The organism is Nostoc sp. PA-18-2419, from assembly GCF_005869855.1.
Taxonomy (GTDB): domain Bacteria; phylum Cyanobacteriota; class Cyanobacteriia; order Cyanobacteriales; family Nostocaceae; genus Nostoc.
Window position 1 is genome coordinate 84022 of record NZ_SZNH01000021.1, and the last position, 19762, is coordinate 103783.

Below are 19762 nucleotides of genomic sequence, written 5' to 3' on the forward strand. Positions count from 1 at the left end.
ATGAGATTGCTACCATGATAGTTACTAGTATTGTGCAAGGCATTTGGGCATTTTCTGCTGTCGGTCTAATTATTTTGGTTTTGCTGCATAGCCCCAAAGGTGATGGTATTGGAGCCATTGGCGGACAAGCTCAACTATTTAGCAGCACTAAAAGTGCAGAAAACACCTTGAACCGGGTTACTTGGGCATTAACAGTCATTTTTCTGGGTTTAACAGTAGTTTTAAGTGCTGGTTGGCTGCCTAAATAAAGATAGGTGAGGGGGAAATGAGGAACACAAGAAAATATCCAATATCTAAAACCCCAAAAAATTTAATTAGACAGCAATTATTAGCAGCCCTTGGCTTAAGTATAGGCACAGGGCTGCTAGTTATTTTTACTAACCTGGGGTATGGCGCATTGGGCATGGAAAGAGATATGGGGCAGGGAGCAGGAGGCAGAGAAGAAAATTCCTCATCACCCCTTGGCTCAAAACCTCATCCCCTACCACCCACACTCGCACAATGGCAAGATAACACCAACAGTGGTGACTACTTTTCCCAAGTCAGAACAACTCAAGTTGGTTATTTGGTTTGGTCAAAATTTCCTATTCGAGTTTACGTAGAAACACCAAAAGCCGTTAATGAAAAACAAGCTCAAACATGGGTTAACGGTGTCTTACAGGCTATCCAGGAATGGAGTGCTTATTTGCCTTTGACAGTAATCCAACAGCCAGAAGTTGCTGATATTAGGATTCTGCGAAAAGCACCACCTCTACAAATTTCCCCAGGTAGTAATATACCTCGTGCGCGATCAGCACAAACGACTTACGAGTTATACACCAACAATAATGTTTTATGCCACCGCTTCACCATCTTGCTAAGTCCCAGTCAAACAGGTGAATACATCCAAGCAGCAGTTCGCCACGAACTCGGACACGCCTTAGGAATTTGGGGTCATAGTCCGCTACAAACTGATGCTTTATACTTTTCCCAAGTTCGTAAACCGTTGCCTATTTCTTTGCGGGATGTGAATACTTTGAAGCGAGTTTATCAACAGCCAACTACTTTGGGATGGTCTATTTAAGTTTAAGKTAAGCAATTTTTATCCAAAATTTGCTCTAAGGCATAAGGACATAATTCAGGTAAATTAGTTAGCTTTGTTTTAGCCTTAATATAATCTAAGGCATGACTATAAATTATGCTGAAATTTGCCTCTAAATGATTACGTAAATTTGCACTTAAATCTTCATTAATTTGATTACGAAAACTAATAATTTCCGCAGCCCAATGAGCGATATTTCTTAAGTTTTTTAAATCCCAATATTGATAAAGCAATAAATGTCTAATAATCTGTTCCAACAGACTTCTGACTCGCCTTTTTTCATTTTTTACCAAATCTTCCAGTTCTTCTATTAAGTTTTTATAGTCAACCTCTTCTAATTGCCTAGCTTTGAGACATTTAATAGTCTTTTCTAACCATTGTAGGTAATTGGATTTATATAATTCTGGAGTCAGTCGAACAGTCACAACTTCGCTTTGAGACATCAGCAACTCTCCTTTTATCAGTCATTCTAACTTTGTATATTCGATGTATACAAGCGAATACTGATGAATAAAAGGTGTCTGTACATAATAAGACGAGCCTAAAAATACGTGGGTGCAGCCCGCCGTAGGCATCTCACTTTTTTCCCTACGCTCTGCGAGTGAGCGGTAAAGGTTGGTGTGTTAAAACTTGTTTATAAAGTTCTTCTAACAAAGTAATATTCTTACTGAGGGTGTAGCGGTCTAATACACGCTGTCTAGCTTTTTGCCCCAGTAGCGTTGTTAACTCTGGATGATCTTGTAACACTGGTAAGAGAGTTCTCAATTGCGATCGCACTGTTTTGGTATTAATAATTATACCCGCTCCCTTTTCCAATACTTCTCCATCTGCACCGACATCTGTTCCCAAACAAGCCACCCCAGATGACATTGCTTCTAACAAAGACAAAGACAGTCCCTCTACCATTGAAGGCAAAATAAACACATCTGCGCCGCGCAAAATTTCGATGCGCCGAGCTTCACCAGCAACAAATCCTAACCAAATAATCCCGTATTCCCACCCATAAAATGGCTCTAAAGAAGACTTCAAAGGCCCATCGCCAACAATCAAAAGCTTACTATTAGCCTCCATTGGTGACTGCTTCCAAGCTCTCAAGAGGGCCTCAACATTTTTCTCTGGTGCTATCCGACCTTGATAAACAAACAAGCGTTGGGCTTTAAATTCTGCTTTGACTTGAGAAGCCCCTGGAGAATACTTAATCGTATCGACACCATTGGGAATTACAGCAATATTTTGTTCTCTTACACCCATACGCGCCAATAATTCCCGCTGAATTTGAGAAAATACAATCACGCGATCGTAGTTAACCAAAAAAGGCGCGTAGAGTTGATAAGCTAAAAGTTGTGTTCCTGATATCAGTTTTGCTCCTTTACCAGCAAAAGGTGTATGAAAGGTAGCAATTAAAGGCAACCTCAGTTCCTCACAGATTTCTGGTAGAACAAAGTCAAGCGGAGATAGGGTTAAGGAAGCATGGACTATATCTGGTTTAATTTTCCGCAGCGACTCGGTTAAAACTTTAGTCGCTTTCAAAGTGGGAATTGTGTAAACCTGGGATTTATAAATAAAAGGCAGAGGAACTTCTTGGAGATTTGGCCAATTCTCAGGTTCTGATTCTTCTTGGGCGAAGTGGAGAAAACTGACTTGATGTCCCTTGTCTAGCAAGGCATTTGTAATTTCTCTACTATAGGTGACATTACCGCAAAAGGGCGATTTTTTTCCAATCCAGGCTATACGCATTCTTTATTCAGCTGTAAGAAAAGCAGGTTTGATGTATCAGTTTTGCATCCTTTGTTGCTTTTATCGTGTTATACTTGCTGATTTTTTTTATTATAAATAAATGCCAAAAACTAGCTTAAAAAGCTAATTTTTAGCTAATTAAACTGGTGAACTTATGGCTTTATTTATTTCCTAATAAATTGTTAATCTCTTGTATTTCAACAACTTATTCTGGCTAATGTCAGATTAATATCCGGCAAGTATGCGATAAATTTTGGCTGGTCTTAGTTTAGCACGAAGACAAATTTTTTAAGTAAATTACTAATTATTTCAAGTTAATGAATAATAGCTCCTGTTGATAACTACTTATGTGAGTTATACCAAGTTAATATTCCTCCCGAAAAAACGATCGCTGCTAATCCCAAAAAAACTGCCTGTAATCCCACAAAAGTTTCTGCTACACCAGCTAATGCCAAAGGTAAAGACAGAGCAATGTTAATTACATTGTTCTGTAGACCAAAAACTTTACCACGCATTTCTGGAGGTGTTTCTGTCTGGATCGCAGTTTGCATAGGAATGCCTATTAATGCCCCAAAGATCCCTACTAAACTTATTAGCAATAAAACTAACCATAAATATGTTGTAAATACTGAAATTCCAATCAGGGATGCTGCCATACCGAAACAACCACACAGACTTAGTTGGGTGTAAGAGAAGCGTTGACCAAATTGACCAAGAATTGTTGCTCCAGCCGCAATCCCAACACCGCCTGCTGCAAGTAAAAAGCCGAATTGGGAGGCTTTCATATTGGGAATTATTTCTGCCATGCGAACGGCTAAAACAGTTAACGCGGCGAAGACAGAAAACAAGATAATTAGCTGGAGTAAAGCATTACGGATACGATGATTGTCTTTGAGGTAGGCCAAGCCATCTTGCAAGTCAGAAAATACGTGAGGGAATTCTGTTTCGAGTGCGTGAGGTTTTTCGTTAGTTTTCAAGAGGAACAAAATTATTCCAGCGATCGCATAACTGCCACCAACTAAAAGTTCTTTGCCCAAACCATTACTACCACTAAATTGCAACCAAAGTCCATCAGCTATAGCTAACAACGGTTCCCCAACGGCAAACCCAATAATTACCGATGCCATCATCGTTGTTGTGTAAAGCGAATTAGCCGAGAGTAAATGATGTTCTTCTACTACTAAAGGAATTGCTGCTTGTTCTGCTGGCGCAAAAAACTGCGTCAGTGTGGAAACTAAAAAAGTCACACCCAAGATAATTAAAAAACCCACTGGCAATACTCCTATGGGTTTCCAATCATGAGTCAACCACAACATCAAGGGAATTGACAAAACTAGGATACCGCGCCAAACATTCGTTGCCACCAGTACAACTTTTTTTGACCAGCGGTCTACAAATACACCAGCGACAGAACCAAACAATACCGCTGGAATCGTAAAAGCCATCATCAAGGCTGACACCCATCCACTAATGCTCTGATCGCTAGCCTGAAACTGTGTATTAATCAAGGCAATCATCAGCACCAAATATACTTTATCTGCTAGTTGGCAGAAAACTTGACCTCCCCAAAGAGCCAAGAAATTAAAGTTTTTTAATACTGGCAAAAATCCCTGCTGTTTTTCATTCTTTGAACCAGCTGCATCTAATTTTGGTAGTTCTATTTCTGGAATAGTGTTTACTGGTATCTGCCCATTGCTTAGGTCTAGACTGCTACAGGCATCATTCTTGTTATCTACCTCGCCAGTGGTTAATTGGTCTTTTAGCGTTTCTGATTTATTTTGAACATGAGTTTTTGGTATTTCTTCTATACCACTTTGGCTGTTTTGAGAAACGTCTTTTGGGGACATTTCTTGCCCGTTAATTTGATTAGTTGTAGACTTAGAGACAGCACTCGGGTGATTAGTTACTGTATGGTCCGATGTCCTATTCTGTTTTTTGCCGGGGCTTGGTGATAAAGGTAAAATTTTTGTATCAAAATCAGACGATTGCATCATGGTTGGCAGCAAAATAAGAGTCAATCAAGGTAGCAGAGCGAATAGGGCGGCCTAATTGATATTGAGCATACTGGCGTAAAATCTGCTCAACAGATAACCAGTTAGGATCTCTAGCACCATCAATTTGTACGATCTCTGGTTGCGATAGATGTTGAAGCAAAGCTAGTTCCATTGCACCAGGACGACTAGAAATCATAGGTATTTCTTGCCGATGGACAATAATTGTTTGGGCATTGGGAGTGCTGTTAGTCGTACCGGGGTCTTTAGCCCGTGCTGTTAAGGGTAGTGGGGCGTTTAGCTCGTGCTGAGTACTGTAAGCAGTAGCGGGGCCTTTAACTCGTACTGAGTTGGGAGTTACCATTATCTCCTCTACTCGTGTATTCCTCATCTCCTCCTTTGGCCTTGTCCCCTTTTGTTGTTCTGTTCGCAAACGTTCCCAAGCTTCTAAACAAACCGTTCCACCAGCAGCGATGCTAAATCCTACTTGCCAGTTGGGGTCTGTAAAGTCTGGCGTGAGTAGTCGTCCAGACAAGCAACAAACTTGCACTTGCGGTGTCAGTCCTGCTAAGGCTAAAAGGTGAAAAACTCCATGAGCTAAATGAGCTAAAACACCAGATGTATTCCTAGTAGACAACATCTCCAATCGATGGAGGTGTTCATTGAATAACTCATAAAGTTCTTCTTGGGGTTGTTCGCTCAAAGCCTGACACAGTACTATTTCTGCTAAATACTGGCTAGCAGCCAGTTTTCCCAAATCTTTGGCTAGACCTGGATAAGTTTTTAACGTCTGTGCTTGAGTTATTTTATCGAGCGATCGCCCTTTGGCAATCAATAGTTCATTAACAACAAACATACCGCTCCTACCGCCCAAGCTTGAGTTGTGCTTGCGTGCCCCTGGAGCCACTGCTCGAATTAAACCGAATTCTGGGGTCAAAATTGTCACTATCTTGTCCGATTCTCCGAGCGCCTGGGTTTTAAGATTAATTCCGGTTGCTTTGTAGGTTCTACTCATTAGTTATCAGTCATTGGTCATCAGTGAATGACAAAGGACAAAAACAGAAGTCCGCTCAGCAGAGGGTTTCACCATAGACGCCCGGAGGGCGGCTTGTCGTACTCCTGCAAAGAAGCAAGACTGGGCGTAGCGTCTTTTAGAGAACACAAGGCATCAGAACTTCAAAGACAAATGACTATTCACCTTTTTGTAGGTTATCGCGCTGGCGAATCAAGTCGATACCGCGAGATGTGCCTAATCTTGTAGCACCCGCTACAATTAAGTCTAGAGCTTGATTGATAGTACGGATACTACCTGAAGCTTTAATTCCCACCCTTTCTTTGGCCAATTCTTTCAAAAGTCGCACATCTGCCACTGTCGCACCACCATTCCAACCAGTACTAGTTTTTAAGAAACTTGCTCCCGCATCCATAGAGATTTCAGCAGCGATTTTTTTCTCCGCATCTGTCAACAGGTTGGTTTCCAAAATAACTTTCACAGTTTGTCCAGTCTCCTCGCAAATTTTGGCAATCTCGCGATGAACTTGTTCCGTTTTGCCACCTTTCAACCAGCCCAAGTTGATTACTACATCCAACTCGGTAGCCCCACTTTCTACTGCTTCTTGAGCCTCATACAACTTGACTGCTGAAGTTGTCGTCCCAGCAGGAAAGCCAATCACTGTACAGACTTTCGGGTTCTTACCGTGGAGCAGTTCAACTGCTTGCTTGACATAAGCCGGATACAGACAAACCGCTGCAAAATTGAATCTGTATGCTTCTTCACACCATTGCTCAACTTGCTCTGTAGTAGCTGTTGGCGTTAACAGGGCGTGATCGATAAATGGCGCAATATCAATGTCTGGATAGTCTGCTGCCATCGTGTCTTCTGCCAGTGATTGATTATTAAAGTTTCTAAAAAATTAAAACATTTCTTATATATATATTAAACCACATTTATTACGAGTTTATTCTGAAAATAAGCTGCTGACTTCATCTTGGATACCAGCTTTGCAGATGTCCCAGATTTAAGGTAAGTATTTAAGTTGACATTAAGTGCCAGTATGGTTAAGAATGTCAACAGTGTTTTTGACGCCAGTTGCTAAGAAGTTAACAATAGTTTGGGCTAAGCCTTTCGATGCCAAGTATGGTACACCGTTACCAATAGTTTTAAACATATTCGTGAGCGACATCTGCTCTGGAAATACAAAATTTGCAGGCAAAGATTGGATAGCTAAAGCTTCTGCAACTGAAATTCGCCGAAGTTTGTAAGGATGTAAATGCACTTCATTATTTCCATAGCAAGCTGTTGGAGAATAACGCCATCTATGCAGGCGTTTAAAAGATTTTTTAGAATTATCTCCTTCATCAATAGCAGCAAATTTTTTCATACCTGCTTTGGGTTGAAAATAGTGTTCAGTATTAGGATGCTTAAGAACATTATTTTTTTGAAACCAGTATTCAACTGTTAATTCTTGAAGAATGCCTTCAGGACAAGGCATAATCGAATTCTCTTGGAATGGTTCGCACTTAGGCCAAGGGTAAGTAAAAATATTTTCTTGCTTGGATAAAATGTAATTATTCCAAGGAAAAGTCTCTTGATTTAGTGAATTTTTTTGATTAAATTCTATTCTCATTTGCTTAAGAAAATTACTTTGGAATCCAATCAAAATAATTCTTTGCCTATCTTGGGGAACACCGTATTCTAGAGAATTAATTAACCGCTCTGTTAATATATATCCTGCTTGCTGTAATTGTTGCTTCAATGATTCAAAAAATAAACGGTGTTTCTTCGTCTTCCACAAACCCTTAACATTTTCAAATAAAAAGAAATCTGGAATATTGTGACAAATTAATTCAATATAGGAAGCCGAAAGCTTGCCATTATCTCCGAAACACCCTTTATTTTTTCCCCCAATAGAAAAATCAGGACAGGGAGGACCACCAATAAAGCCAATAATATTATGAGATTTGCGGCAGTCAATGACTAACTCTTGAAAGTGTTGTGCTGGGCTTCCCTCAAACAGTTTGCTTACGTCTGCTACCTCGCCGTGATGATATCCATATTCTGGCAACGCTAGATTGAGAACTTGCCGTGAATAACGGTATGCTGCCATGAATGGAGAAAAAATTTCATTAACATAAACAATGTTAAAACCACTGGTTTCAAAACCTAAATCGAGGAAACCTGAACCAGCAAAAAAAGAGAAAATACAAGGGCGATCGCTCATTTAATCATTAGTATTGTGAAATATTGGTATTAATTTTATAAAAATTGGGGTTTTTACCTACGTACCAATCAAAAATAAACACTTTAATCCTGGATGAAATAGTAAAAAATATTCACACACTCCCTAAGGATTTAATATCAAAGTTTACTCAATCTTTAAGGAAAATCCCTGACAGAAAATGACTCGGAAGCCACAATTAAATATAGGAGTTTCCAACCTCCCAGAGATATTTAACACAAATATTGTCATTAAATAAAAACCGGGGTACTTGAGACTAATTCTCTATGCGAATTTTAATTTACTCGTACAACTACCATCCAGAACCAATTGGTATTGCCCCACTGATGACTGAATTAGCAGAGGGACTAGTGAAGCGGGGACACCAAGTGCGTGTAGTCACTGCCATGCCTAATTATCCTGAACGTCAAATTTACCAGGAATATCGGGGTAAGCTGTATCTCACAGAATATAAAAATGGCGTTGAAATTCAACGTAGTTACGTTTGGATTCGTCCCCAACCTAATTTACTAGATCGAGTATTGCTAGATGCTAGTTTTGTTGTCACTAGTTTTATACCCGCCCTCATTGGTTGGCGACCAGATGTTATTATCTCAACCTCACCATCTCTGCCAAGCTGTGTACCAGTTGCTCTTCTAGGATGGTTACGTGCCTGCCCTATAATTTTAAATCTTCAGGATATATTACCAGAAGCAGCTGTTCACGTCGGTTTACTTAAAAATAAGTTACTCATCCAGTTATTTACATTATTAGAAAAATTCGCTTATCGCAGTGCGAATAAAATTAGCGTAATTGCCGATGGATTTGTGGAGAATTTGCTATCTAAAGGCGTAGAATCTGACAAAATTGTCCAAATTCCTAACTGGGTTGATGTCAATTTTATCCGCCCGTCGCCTCAAGAAAATAACCCTTTTCGCACAACACATAACCTGAATGATAAATTTGTAGTACTTTATTCTGGCAACATTGCCCTCACCCAAGGTTTAGAAAGTGTTGTCAAAGCTGCTTCTTTGTTGCGCCACATCCCAAATATTGTCTTTGTCATCGTTGGAGAGGCAAAAGGTTTACAGCGATTGCAACAGGAATGTTTAGACTGCGGTGCAGATAATGTTTTGCTACTGCCATTTCAACCCCGGAAAAATTTACCACAAATGTTGGCAGCTGCGGATGTTGGTTTAGTGGTGCAAAAGAAAAATGTTATATCCTTCAATATGCCGTCAAAAATTCAAGTACTACTTGCCAGTGGACGGGCTTTAGTTGCCTCTGTCCCCGATAATGGTACGGCAGCAAGAGCTATCAGGCAAAGTGGCGGTGGAGTTATCGTACCTCCAGAAGATCCCCAGGCTTTAGCAATGGCAATTTTAGACTTGTATCAAAACCCAGAAAAAGTTAAAACTCTGGGTTATAAAAGTCGTCAATACGCCGTTGAGCAGTATGCTTTTGAGCAAGCTTTAAATCAGTATGAGTCGTTATGTTACTCATTGATCGCAGATCGTAGAACAACTCACTCGACAATAGTTACAAAACAAGAAGTTTAATCTCTGGCAAATATATTACATTTTATACTCGGGTTTTCAGTAGGTTAAATCTCAAAAACAAGTATTTAACAGTAATTTATTTTACTGATAAATACTAAATAACAGCAAATTTTCATATACATTATTTACCTAAAAATCCCACGGTTTGAAGTCAATCCGTGGGAATAGCAATTTTTTACTCAATATAATTAAGAGTATTATTTAGTATTTTTAAATACTAAATAATACTGTTACGCATAATTCATAATTACTGTTATATAAGGGTTTTAGACATTTCAAATGGATGGCGTGGTTTAGCCGTCCTGTAGTAGTACATTTATGCCAATCAGACTTTTGATATATCGTGCATAAGTACGCTATGTTCTTTGGTGACTTGTAGTAAACAGGCTAAAGTTTAGTGCTGCAAACCAAAATTCGTAATATTTGTCTGAAAGCGAAAAGGAATCGCACCTTAATTTATAATTCGTATTCTCAAACTAGCCTCCATAGATACCTGTTTTTTTGTTAGTATTCAAAAAAACCTATTGACACATTTTCAAAGCAATTGTTTGTTATTTGTAAATAAATATAAACAATTGTTTCAAAATGAAGAAACTACCTGAGGTTTAATGACTGATTATTTCCAAGGAAATTTCCCATTACAATCTGTCCCACTGACAAAGAGTGTGTTGAGAAACCCTAAGCAAATAGAAGACGCAAGCGGAAAATTAGCTGCAAAAATCGCTGAAGCTGCATCAGATCGCAAAGCTGGTGATATTTTATTGCTCAGAGTAGCTGACGTATCTTATCTGGCAGATTACTTTGTGATGATGACTGGTTATTCTAGGGTACAGGTAAGGGCGATCGCTCAAGCGATTGAAGCAAAAGTCGAAACCGAGTTGCAACGACGCCCGTTGAGGACAGAAGGAAAAGCTGAGGGGAGTTGGATACTACAAGACTACGGCGAAGTGATAGTTCACATCATGATGCCCAAGGAACGCGAGTTTTATAATTTAGAAGCGTTCTGGATTCATGCAGAACGTATTTCCCTTCCAGAATCTGATGAGGGTGGGGGTAAACCAACATGATCGGGTCTTCGCTTTCAAATTGCCCAGTTCCCAAAGACCAACAACCACTTAACGAGTATGAAGAGCTAAAAGTTTCCTGGCTGTTTCGTGATAGCACCTTACATTGGCGCGGTTATATCACAAAAATGGTTTGGATTTGGGGTTTATCTTGGTTAGTAGCGGGCCCGGTCGTAGCAGCAAGTTTTCCCCCACAAAAGTATATTGGGCATTTTCTGCTCTGTGGTGCAGCAGCAGCGAGTATCGGCGTAGTGCTAGCAGTAGTAAGGTTATATTTAGGCTGGTTTTACGTGTGCGATCGCCTTTGCTCTCCCACAGTATTCTATGAAGAGTCAGGCTGGTACGACGGTCAAACCTGGACAAAGCCACAAGAAGTTCTCAATCGCGATCGCTTAATTGTGGCATACGAAATCAAACCTATCCTACAGCGGTTGCAATTTACCTTTGCTGGCTTGGCGGGAATGTTCGTTACTGGTACTATAGTTTGGCATTTGTTATAAAACAGTCATTGGTCATTAGTCATTAGTCATTGATAAATAAACGAACGACGAAGCGCAAAGTAAGATTGCGTACTCCCGATCTACGACACGCTACGCGAACGCTAACGCTAAGGGCAAACAGAACTTCGGGGGACGGGGAGAGTTTTAAATTATCAGTAATTAAGCGAACTTGAGATGACAAATGACAAATGACAAATGACAAATGACAAATAATAAATAAGTGATAAAAATAAACCCATGACAATGGGAAAACGAACTCAAGCTACAGCACTGGAAGTCCGGTTGCTGCGTGAAGGGATTATTGAATCCAAGCATATAGTCCAAGCTGTTGTATGCGACGAACGCGGACGGGTTTTAACCGTCGCTGGAAACTCTGAAACTGCTGCATTTATTCGTTCAGCACTTAAACCATTTCAGGCACTTGCAGTCACTACTACAGGTACACTGGAACGCTATGACTTAAGCGATCGCGATTTAGCAATTATCACGAGTTCCCATCGAGGAACAATAGAGCAAGTCCGACAGGTATTTAACATCCTTTGGCGGGCTGATCTCGACCCGACTTTACTCCAGTGTCCGACTCCTGAAGGCAAACGCAGTCCTCTGGAATACAATTGCTCTGGGAAACATGCGGGGATGCTAGCCGTTTGTCAGCAACGCCATTGGCCTTTAAATAACTACTTGGAACGCAAACACCCAATACAGCAATTGATTTTAAGCAAAGTAGCAGAACTGCTACGAATGCCAGCAGAGGAATTTATCAGCGCCCATGATGACTGTGGCGCACCAACTTATTTGATGCAACTCGGTCAAATGGCGTCCTTATACGCACTGCTAGCCTCTAGTAGCAATTTGGATATGGAGCGCATTGTCCGTGCCATGACTCATCACCCAGCGATGGTAGCAGGAGATGGAGAATTTGATACGGAACTAATGCGTTTAGCTCCCGGAGAACTGGTCAGCAAAGCCGGTGCTGAAGGAGTGCAGTGCATTGGTAGACTTGGCGAGGGCATGGGATTAGCAATTAAAGTTATGGATGGGGCAAAACGAGCAAAACATGCCGTTGCTATTCATTTACTCCAACAAATGGGTTGGATTAGTCCCAGTGCTGCCGATAGCCTCTGTGAAAAGTTTGTCACCTTAGGAAAATACAAGCGTTTAGAAGTAATTGGAGAATTATCGTTTTTGTAGTTGTCAAACTCTTGACTTTAAGTTAGACTAGAAAAGTCAAGGAACGACGCGGGATAGAGCAGCCTGGTAGCTCGTCGGGCTCATAACCCGAAGGTCAGTGGTTCAAATCCACTTCCCGCCACCAAGTAGAATAACAAAAGCAAAACCCTACAATCAGTAAAGATTGCAGGGTTTTGTTTTATTTTGATCTATTCTGGAAGAAATGGCCATCTAAAAAGCGCGGAGAGTCATGGTTGTGAAGTTGCAGCGACCAATTTTAGTGGGAGGATTGGGACTATCCTTTTCTCTGTGGATGTTACAAAGTTGGCATCATTTAATAATGCAGGTGGGTGAGTTTGGTTTATTGAGTGCCTTAGCTGTCGGGGGTGGTTTGTGGTTATTCCAACAAAATCGGCCGCAAAAAACTTTAGAGCAGCTAAATAGTATGCTTGTAGATCGGGCGAGTGTGGAAAGTGCGATCGCCAAAGCCCAAGCCGTAATTAACCAACTGGCACAAGAAGCAGAAAACCATTTAGCACTAGAGACACTCAGAGAACAAGTTGCCCAATTATCGCTGGAATTAGACAGGCAAGAAATTAAAGTAGCTGTGACCGGTGGAAAATCTGTCGGCAAAAGCAGTTTAATTCAAGTGCTAGAGCAAAATCTAGAGACCGTAAATTTTGTGTCTCTACAAGAAACAGCACCTTTGTTTAAACAAGCAGGTGAAAATTCAGATACTGCTGTTTTGGTAGAAGTGGCAAAATCTGATTTTGTACTGTTCTTGACAAATGGTGATTTGACCGACTCAGAATTTCAAACCTTACAGCAAATAAAAGCAGCAAATCAGCCTACAACACTGGTTTTTAACAAACAAGACCAGTATTTAGCTGATGAACGTGGTAGTGTCTTTACTCAATTGAAACAGCGGATGCAGGGAAATGTAGTTGCAACTGCGGCTTCTCCCATTCCCATTAAAGTCCGAAAGCATGAGGCTGATGGTTCTGTACAAGAGTGGATGGAACAACCACCACCAGATGTCCAGCAGTTAACCCAGCAGTTGGGTGAAATTTTGGCACAGCAAAAGCAACGGCTAGTTTGGCTAACTACCATTAGGAAAGCCGGGTTGTTGAAAGCTGAAGCGAAAAACTGGCTCAATGGCATCAGATGTGATCGCGCCACCCCAATTATTGAACAATATCAGTGGATAGCTGCTGCTGCTGCCTTTGCTAACCCAGTACCAGCCCTCGATATTCTGGCGACTGCGGCGATTAATGCTCAGATGGTAATGGATTTGGGTAACATCTATCAGCAGAAATTTTCCCTGGAACAGGCGCAAACCGTAGCTGGAACAATGGGAAGTATGATGCTCAAACTCGGTTTAGTTGAACTTTCTACTAAGGCTGTTAGTACTGTTCTCAAAAGTAATGCTGTTACCTTTGTCGCTGGTGGATTGGTGCAAGGAGTAAGTGCAGCTTATCTCACCAGAGTCGCAGGATTAAGTTTAGTCGAGTATTTCCAACAACAAGAAATAGCAATAGATTCTGGAACTAATTTGAATTTGGAGAAGTTGCGGCAAACTTTGCAAAAAGTATTTGGGCAAAATCAGCAGATTGGCTTTTTGCAGGGGTTTGTGAAGCAAGGTGTGAAGCGTTTGTTACCAGAAGTACAGCAGGTTGAAGTAGTTGGTGTTCAAAAAGCGGTTGGGTAATTTCACACTCCAAGGGCAGAGTTTTTCTTAGCAGCTTCGCACCAAGCTCAAAAGTCGCGTTGCCCAATTGAGATTTGAAATTCACGAATCAACTCTTCTCAACTTTTGCTCTGTGCGACCCAAGCGCTTGGAGCGTGATCCAAATTCATAAAATACACCCAAGCTCCTAATGGGCTTGGGTTTATCTAACAATTATCGTCAGAGTTGCAAGTTACCAAAAAATTGTAAATAAGGATAATTAGCTAAACAGCACCACTGTTTTTGCGAAACAGAACCGCTATAGTTTTGAAAATTAGCTTTAAATCATACACCAAACTCCAATTTTTTTGATACTGCAAATCTAGGCGAATTACATCTTCAAAACTACGGACTGTAGACCGTCCATTGACTTGCCATTCGCCAGTCATACCAGGTTTGACATCTAAACGTTGCCATTCAGGTACTTCGTAGCGTTCTACTTCATCGGGTGTGGGTGGTCTGGTACCTACTAAACTCATTTCTCCTTTAAGAACGTTCCAAAATTGGGGTAGTTCATCAAGACTAGTTCGCCGTAAAAAACGCCCCACCTTGGTAATTCTGGGGTCATTTTCATTCTTAAAAAAAGCACCTTGCACTTGGTTTTTGACTTCGGATTTCTTTGCTTCCGCATCCACACACATAGAGCGGAATTTCCAAATTTTAAACCGTTTTCCCATCCAACCACAGCGGGTTTGACGAAAGAAAATTGGTCCGGGATCGTTAATTTGAATAGCAAGTGTAATCGGTATGAACAAAATTCCTGTAATTAATAAACCAATCACTGACCCAACAATATCTAAGAACCGTTTCATCCAAGATGCTACAGAAGGATGAGTCCTGGGTAATGGCTCTACTTGGCGAGAAGCTGTCCTCCGGTTATCTACTATACGTTGTTGCTCTATTAGCGACTCATTGTTTACAGACTCTAGGGGGAAAACTTGATCCAATCCCGTGAGTTTTAAAACTGCCATAACCTGAGGTGTCACATTCCGGAGTCTAAATGTAATTCCTTTAGCCTGGGCGTATTTCAAATTACTCACTAACGCACCTAAACCACTACTATCTATAAAAGTAGTTTGGTGAAAGTCAATGATGATTTGGTTAGGATTTGAATTGGGTTGGATTAAGCTTTGGCAGGTTTGCTTAAAGCTTAAAGCCTCCAATACGCTTAACCGTGTGGGCACCTGCACTATAACAGTGTCGTTTAAGGAATGAACTGAAAAATCGACCTCTGTCGGTTGGCTAGTCATGAAGCTCTGCACTTTCGTTGCCATGTATAATATAATCCGCCAAACATAATTTTGTCCTATAAAATTACTTAAATGTAATCAGGACTAATTGGTATCTGCTTTTTGTGTGATTGTGAATCGCCAACGACGATTCACAATAGAACAAGAAGCTAAAAAATATTCTTGCTGTTTTGCCGAAGCAGCGCGCTTGCACTGCCGCGATCAAATGATTACTAAAACTACGGTTACATCTACCGCACGCCTGGTTGAGGTCTTCTCTGCCATTCAAGGGGAAGGACTGAATGTAGGGACACGTCAGATTTTTATTCGCTTTGCTGTGTGTGATTTGCGCTGTCACTTTTGCGATAGCGCCTACACTTGGAATGCACCTGTTAATTGCCGGATAGAGCGATCGCCCGGATTGCGTGACTTTGAAATTTACTCTAATCCTGTCCCATTACCCATATTAATCGAATGGGTTCAAAGACAAAATCTACCTTCCTTACACGATAGCATTAGCCTAACGGGAGGCGAACCACTTCTTCATGCCCAATTTTTAAGGCAGTTTCTACCTGAAGTGCGAGCTATAACTGGTCTACCTATATATTTAGAAACAGGCGGACACCGCCCAGAACAACTGGCAATGATTCTTCCTTACTTAGACTCTGTGGGGATGGATCTTAAGTTGCCCAGTGTCAGCGGCGAAAGTCATTGGCAAGAACATGCTAAATTTCTYCAATTATGTCATGACTCATATTTAAATGTTTTTGTCAAGATAATTGTGTCTCAAAACACAGATCCCGCCGAGTTAAGACGTTCAGCTTTGCTGGTGGCAGATGTAAGTCCACATATACCAATATTTTTACAACCTGTTACCCCTCTAACAGAGTTGGAACAATTTTCTTTAATACCCATGCTTGCTCCTGCACCCGATCAAGTTTTGATCTGGCAAGCTTTGATGAAACAGTTTCTCAAACAAGTGCGGGTAATACCCCAGACACATAAAATGCTCAACCAACTCTAAAAGTTGCTATCAAATCCACGTATTACTAAAGACGTAGTGAGAGAAAAAATAAATTTATATTAATTTTATTAACAAAAATTAATATAAATTTATATTAATTTTTTGTTGCTTGATAAAGTTGCTAGCTATGAAAAAGCACTTTGGTTGAAGTCCTAAGATTTCAGATTAACCTTGCTAATAAATGGATCGAGTTCAGAGATTCTAAATTTCGATTTTTTGATTTGTGTCACCCACTTTATTGTGTTAGCTTGGCGGTAGGTTAATCGGGCATAAACCAAAAGAATCTGAAATCTCAAAATTAGCAAGCTCAACTATTGAGATATTTTTCGGGGTGGGTAGCCCCCACCCAACCTACTTTCTGGTTGCTACAGTGCGCCTTCATCTATAGTTTTGGATTTAGCTTTTGCCTTATTAGCACTGCGTTTGAGTGCAGAGAGCCTTGCTTCGTATTTCGACCGTTGACGCTTGCTAGGTGTGTTATCAATCAGGGTTTTTAAGGCGCTACCAAGACTTTTGTAGGCATTGGGGAGGGTATAACCAAAACGAGTTGCTAAGGCGATCGCTTTTTCATCAGCATTGAGCAGTTCTCTTGTTTGCTTTTCCCCATTGTTCTTTTGATACAATCGCCAACCTGACACGCCACACAGCGCTAAAGCTAACACTAAAAGCAATCCATCTTGTACCCACAATTCACCGACAGCACCCCCTAAACCGATAGCTAGTGCTGCCATTTCCCAACCATCTTTGGGAATTGTGTCATTTTGAACGCGAGCAACTTCATGCCAGAACAGCAGATTACGCTGATCCATTGCGAGGGCATCCCATTTTACCAAGTCAATTTGAATTTCTACCTGGTCTTTACCAATTTCTTCGCAGCGGATCAGGGGTGGATTGACCTCAGTGGTGCCTTCTACCGTGACCCAGCTCTGCAATTCTGGCGGTAGTAAGCCTTTCAACCGCCGGAGTTCACTCATTTCCGCTTTGGCAGAGGAGGTTGCATAGGATGTCATAATATCCAGCCCCAGAAAATTTCAGTATATAGTGAGGGTATCACTTTGGAGTATAGCTATTTCAGTGATGATCCGTCTGACTCGTTGGGAAAACTTCCCCGTTTTTTTCGCGCTTCCATTGCCTTTTCCAGTAAATCTAGTAATCCTGGCGCTTCTTCTTGGATACTGAGTAATAATCTTTCTCCAAGTTCTATATTTCCCGGATCGAGGCCTGTTGCCATAACTTCTTTTAAGCGAGGAATCGCTATACCATCTACAATCTGAATTAACCCACTCAAACAACGGTGAAATTGCCTTTCTGTAAGAATTGAGTCTTCTAGAGGGAATTCAATAATGGCACGGATTTCACCATCAGATGGATCGTACTCCCATTGCAGCATTTTGGTTTCCCAGGAAATCGCAAGCATTGTCTGTAGGATAGCTCCCTTATAAGGGTGGTCTTGAATTCCTGCTAAAACTTGAGGAGCAAATACTCGGAAAAATTTTCCCTCTTCATCTAGCTGGACAACTATTAGGAAATCTTCTAAGTTATCAGCTTCCACACCTGTTATAATTCGGTCTTCTTCATCATCAAAACGGTAGTCCCAACCAAGATTATCTAAGTACTTGGCAATCTGTTTGAGGTTAGCTCCCATAAAAGCCTCATAAGGAATAGTGGAGCAGCTGTTACCAGACCTAGTTTAACCTGCTAGTGGTAGTTGTTTGAGTTAGTGTGGCTACTTCTGGTAAATAGGGCATGGGGCATGAGACATCGAAAATAGAAAAAACAGATTTTGATGCTGGGCTATGAATAGTTTTTGACTTTTTACCAATTCTTAGGCAGTGAAGAATATAGAATTGGTATCACTAAAACTTTAATATTATCTTCCAGATTTTATAAGTAGATTGCTATATCAAGCATTGTGATTGGATTTAAATCCAAGTTGGAAGCCGAAGCAAAATTGAGATAATCTCCATCAACTAAAGGACTGTTTTAATTTACTTCTCCTTTGGCAAAAGGCAAAGACTAATTGCAAAAGCACTTTTTGACTATTGCCTTGAAGTATAAGATATGTTGTGAAAAATCAAATCGGATTGCTATATCTGAAGCTTGGAAAAAATTAGTAAAGACTTGAAATACTGCTTTGAAAGATAAATAAATACAGTCCAGAGGCTGGTAGAGTCTTAGATGATAAGCAGCAAATTATTTTCACTAAAATGAATAATTGTAGTAAATAATACATTTTTATTATCCAGTCACTATGAATTTGATACATAAATCAGGTTTAATTGTCGCGATCGCTCCCCTCATCTTTAGCATCACTGCTTGTGGTGGAGAGTCAGGAGAAACAGCAAATACACCCGGCACTCCAGGCGGTAATTCACCAGTATCAGCAACTCAAAATCGTTGGAATACTATTAAAAGCCGAGGTCAAGTAATTTGCGGTGTTAGTGGTGAAATTCCAGGGTTTAGCTTTGTGGGAGCTGACGGGAAATACAGCGGCATTGATGTAGATATTTGTAGGGCGATCGCAGCTGCTTTATTTGACAAACCAGATGCAGTAGAATTTCGCAATCTCAATGCAAAAGAGCGGTTTACAGCCTTGCAAACTGGAGAAGTAGACGTTCTCAGCCGTAACACTACCTGGACTCTGAGTCGTGATAGTTCAGTTGGTCTAGAATTTGCACCTGTAGTCTTTTACGACGGACAAAGCATTATGGTTCGCAAAAATAGCAATATTAAATCCTTGGCAGATTTGAAAGATAAAGCTATTTGTGTTCAAACTGGCACTACTACTGAACAAAACTTAGCAGACCAAATGCGAAAAAGAGGCATCACTTACAAACCCGTTGTCTTTGAAGATGTTAATGTGACCTTTGCTACCTATGTTCAAGGGCGTTGCGATGGCATTACAGCCGATCGCTCGGCATTGGTTTCTCGGCGCACAACCCTACCCAAACCAGAAGATAACGTGATTCTTGAAGAAGTGATTTCTTCAGAACCCCTTGCACCAGCAGTCGCTAAAGGAGACACTAGGCTGGGTGATGCCCTCAAGTGGGTGGTTTATTCATTGGTAAAAGCTGAAGAGTTGGGCATTACTTCCCAGAATGTAGGTCAATTCACCACTAGTAATGACCCAGACATTAAGCGCTTTTTAGGTACAGAAGGCAATCTGGGTGAAGGACTCGGCTTAACAAACGACTTTGCAGCACGAGTAATTAAGCACGTCGGTAACTATGCCGAGATTTACGATCGCAACCTCGGCCCCAAAACAAAACTTAATCTAGCTCGCGGTCAAAATCAACTCTGGAATAAAAACGGACTGCTTTATTCCCCGCCGTTCCGGTAGGAGTGGGGATTAGAGGCAATGGGGTACTCAGGGCCCCCAGAAAGTGGGGATTAGAGGCAATGGGGAGGTGGGGGAGAATAACTCTTAACTCCTAGCTCAGCACTCGTAATCACTAATGACCAA

The 19762-nt window shown here is 40.9% G+C and carries 18 protein-coding genes and 1 tRNA gene; 10 read left to right on the top strand and 9 right to left on the bottom strand.

Going from position 1 to position 19762, the window contains the following annotated elements; all coding sequences use genetic code 11:
- Positions 1–14: 14 nt before the first annotated feature.
- Both secG and FCR06_RS20825 read left to right on the top strand, forming a co-directional pair.
- Positions 15–248: a preprotein translocase subunit SecG gene (gene secG / locus FCR06_RS20820; protein ID WP_138503099.1), complete on the top strand. Its 234-nt coding sequence runs from the start codon at positions 15–17 to the stop codon at positions 246–248.
- A gap of 17 nt (positions 249–265) precedes the next feature.
- Positions 266–1063 carry a peptidase gene (locus tag FCR06_RS20825; RefSeq protein ID WP_138503101.1) on the top strand — a complete coding sequence of 266 codons (798 nt, stop codon included), beginning with the start codon at positions 266–268 and terminating at the stop codon, positions 1061–1063.
- Between the two features lie 2 nt (positions 1064–1065).
- On the opposite strand, the gene FCR06_RS20830 is transcribed toward FCR06_RS20825, so the two are convergent.
- The 6 genes from FCR06_RS20830 to FCR06_RS20855 all read right to left on the bottom strand — a co-directional run bounded on the left by FCR06_RS20830 (position 1066) and on the right by FCR06_RS20855 (position 8030).
- Entirely contained in the window at positions 1066–1524 is a 459-nt protein-coding gene (locus FCR06_RS20830; protein ID WP_138503102.1) for a DUF29 domain-containing protein, read from the bottom strand.
- Positions 1525–1669: 145 nt separating this feature from the next.
- Positions 1670–2818: a glycosyltransferase family 4 protein gene (locus FCR06_RS20835; RefSeq protein WP_138503104.1), complete on the bottom strand. Its 1149-nt coding sequence runs from the start codon at positions 2816–2818 to the stop codon at positions 1670–1672.
- A gap of 341 nt (positions 2819–3159) precedes the next feature.
- The gene (locus FCR06_RS20840; RefSeq protein ID WP_138503161.1) at positions 3160–4809 is read right to left on the bottom strand and encodes an MFS transporter; all 1650 of its coding nucleotides are present in this window, start codon (positions 4807–4809) and stop codon (positions 3160–3162) included.
- Positions 4796–5824 (bottom strand): DNA repair protein RecO, encoded by a 1029-nt coding sequence (recO, locus tag FCR06_RS34845; RefSeq protein ID WP_138503106.1) that lies wholly within the window; start codon positions 5822–5824, stop codon positions 4796–4798. The genes FCR06_RS20840 and recO overlap by 14 nt, the downstream gene beginning before the upstream one ends.
- Positions 5825–5999: 175 nt before the next feature.
- Positions 6000–6680, bottom strand: coding sequence for a deoxyribose-phosphate aldolase (deoC, locus tag FCR06_RS20850; protein WP_138503108.1), 681 nt, complete (start codon positions 6678–6680; stop codon positions 6000–6002).
- A gap of 171 nt (positions 6681–6851) precedes the next feature.
- On the bottom strand, positions 6852–8030 hold the full coding sequence (locus FCR06_RS20855) for a DNA cytosine methyltransferase (protein WP_138503110.1): 1179 nt from the start codon (positions 8028–8030) through the stop codon (positions 6852–6854).
- Between the two features lie 284 nt (positions 8031–8314).
- On the opposite strand from FCR06_RS20855, the gene FCR06_RS20860 reads away from it, so the two are divergent.
- The 6 genes from FCR06_RS20860 to FCR06_RS20885 all read left to right on the top strand — a co-directional run bounded on the left by FCR06_RS20860 (position 8315) and on the right by FCR06_RS20885 (position 14028).
- Positions 8315–9586 (top strand): glycosyltransferase family 4 protein, encoded by a 1272-nt coding sequence (locus FCR06_RS20860; protein ID WP_138503112.1) that lies wholly within the window; start codon positions 8315–8317, stop codon positions 9584–9586.
- A 608-nt stretch (positions 9587–10194) separates the two neighbouring features.
- Positions 10195–10653 carry a ribosome silencing factor gene (gene rsfS / locus FCR06_RS20865; protein WP_138503114.1) on the top strand — a complete coding sequence of 153 codons (459 nt, stop codon included), beginning with the start codon at positions 10195–10197 and terminating at the stop codon, positions 10651–10653.
- Positions 10650–11150, top strand: a complete 501-nt coding sequence (locus FCR06_RS20870; RefSeq protein ID WP_138503116.1) for a CGLD27 family protein — start codon at positions 10650–10652, stop codon at positions 11148–11150. Before rsfS ends, FCR06_RS20870 begins: the two co-directional genes overlap by 4 nt.
- A 237-nt stretch (positions 11151–11387) precedes the next feature.
- Positions 11388–12341, top strand: coding sequence for an asparaginase (locus tag FCR06_RS20875; protein WP_138503118.1), 954 nt, complete (start codon positions 11388–11390; stop codon positions 12339–12341).
- Positions 12342–12388: 47 nt separating this feature from the next.
- Positions 12389–12465, top strand: a tRNA-Met gene (locus tag FCR06_RS20880).
- Positions 12466–12570: 105 nt separating this feature from the next.
- A complete protein-coding gene (locus FCR06_RS20885; RefSeq protein WP_138503120.1) occupies positions 12571–14028 on the top strand; it encodes a YcjF family protein in 1458 nt (485 codons plus the stop codon).
- Between the two features lie 242 nt (positions 14029–14270).
- Here FCR06_RS20885 and FCR06_RS20890 read toward each other — a convergent pair whose 3' ends face one another.
- The gene (locus FCR06_RS20890; protein ID WP_138503122.1) at positions 14271–15320 is read right to left on the bottom strand and encodes an anti-sigma factor antagonist; all 1050 of its coding nucleotides are present in this window, start codon (positions 15318–15320) and stop codon (positions 14271–14273) included.
- Between the two features lie 181 nt (positions 15321–15501).
- Here FCR06_RS20890 and FCR06_RS20895 point away from each other — a divergent pair, with 181 nt between their 5' ends.
- Positions 15502–16299, top strand: a complete 798-nt coding sequence (locus FCR06_RS20895; RefSeq protein WP_138503163.1) for a 7-carboxy-7-deazaguanine synthase QueE — start codon at positions 15502–15504, stop codon at positions 16297–16299.
- Positions 16300–16664: 365 nt separating this feature from the next.
- Here FCR06_RS20895 and FCR06_RS20900 read toward each other — a convergent pair whose 3' ends face one another.
- Positions 16665–17309, bottom strand: a complete 645-nt coding sequence (locus tag FCR06_RS20900) for a DUF3318 domain-containing protein (protein ID WP_138503123.1) — start codon at positions 17307–17309, stop codon at positions 16665–16667.
- A gap of 56 nt (positions 17310–17365) precedes the next feature.
- Positions 17366–17944: a hypothetical protein gene (locus tag FCR06_RS20905; RefSeq protein ID WP_138503124.1), complete on the bottom strand. Its 579-nt coding sequence runs from the start codon at positions 17942–17944 to the stop codon at positions 17366–17368.
- Positions 17945–18550: 606 nt separating this feature from the next.
- On the opposite strand from FCR06_RS20905, the gene FCR06_RS20910 reads away from it, so the two are divergent.
- Positions 18551–19639: an amino acid ABC transporter substrate-binding protein gene (locus FCR06_RS20910; protein ID WP_138503125.1), complete on the top strand. Its 1089-nt coding sequence runs from the start codon at positions 18551–18553 to the stop codon at positions 19637–19639.
- The last annotated feature ends 123 nt before the right edge of the window (positions 19640–19762 follow it).

Bases quoted from the DNA above. Each gene is read 5' to 3' on its own strand.
- secG (WP_138503099.1), top strand. From the start codon at position 15: ATGATAGTTACTAGTATTGTGCAAGGCATTTGGGCATTTTCTGCTGTC.
- FCR06_RS20825 (WP_138503101.1), top strand. From the start codon at position 266: ATGAGGAACACAAGAAAATATCCAATATCTAAAACCCCAAAAAATTTA.
- FCR06_RS20835 (WP_138503104.1), bottom strand. From the start codon at position 2,818: ATGCGTATAGCCTGGATTGGAAAAAAATCGCCCTTTTGCGGTAATGTC.
- FCR06_RS20840 (WP_138503161.1), bottom strand. From the start codon at position 4,809: ATGCAATCGTCTGATTTTGATACAAAAATTTTACCTTTATCACCAAGC.
- recO (WP_138503106.1), bottom strand. From the start codon at position 5,824: ATGAGTAGAACCTACAAAGCAACCGGAATTAATCTTAAAACCCAGGCG.
- deoC (WP_138503108.1), bottom strand. From the start codon at position 6,680: ATGGCAGCAGACTATCCAGACATTGATATTGCGCCATTTATCGATCAC.
- FCR06_RS20855 (WP_138503110.1), bottom strand. From the start codon at position 8,030: ATGAGCGATCGCCCTTGTATTTTCTCTTTTTTTGCTGGTTCAGGTTTC.
- FCR06_RS20860 (WP_138503112.1), top strand. From the start codon at position 8,315: ATGCGAATTTTAATTTACTCGTACAACTACCATCCAGAACCAATTGGT.
- rsfS (WP_138503114.1), top strand. From the start codon at position 10,195: ATGACTGATTATTTCCAAGGAAATTTCCCATTACAATCTGTCCCACTG.
- FCR06_RS20870 (WP_138503116.1), top strand. From the start codon at position 10,650: ATGATCGGGTCTTCGCTTTCAAATTGCCCAGTTCCCAAAGACCAACAA.
- FCR06_RS20875 (WP_138503118.1), top strand. From the start codon at position 11,388: ATGACAATGGGAAAACGAACTCAAGCTACAGCACTGGAAGTCCGGTTG.
- FCR06_RS20885 (WP_138503120.1), top strand. From the start codon at position 12,571: ATGGTTGTGAAGTTGCAGCGACCAATTTTAGTGGGAGGATTGGGACTA.
- FCR06_RS20890 (WP_138503122.1), bottom strand. From the start codon at position 15,320: ATGGCAACGAAAGTGCAGAGCTTCATGACTAGCCAACCGACAGAGGTC.
- FCR06_RS20900 (WP_138503123.1), bottom strand. From the start codon at position 17,309: ATGACATCCTATGCAACCTCCTCTGCCAAAGCGGAAATGAGTGAACTC.
- FCR06_RS20905 (WP_138503124.1), bottom strand. From the start codon at position 17,944: ATGGGAGCTAACCTCAAACAGATTGCCAAGTACTTAGATAATCTTGGT.
- FCR06_RS20910 (WP_138503125.1), top strand. From the start codon at position 18,551: ATGAATTTGATACATAAATCAGGTTTAATTGTCGCGATCGCTCCCCTC.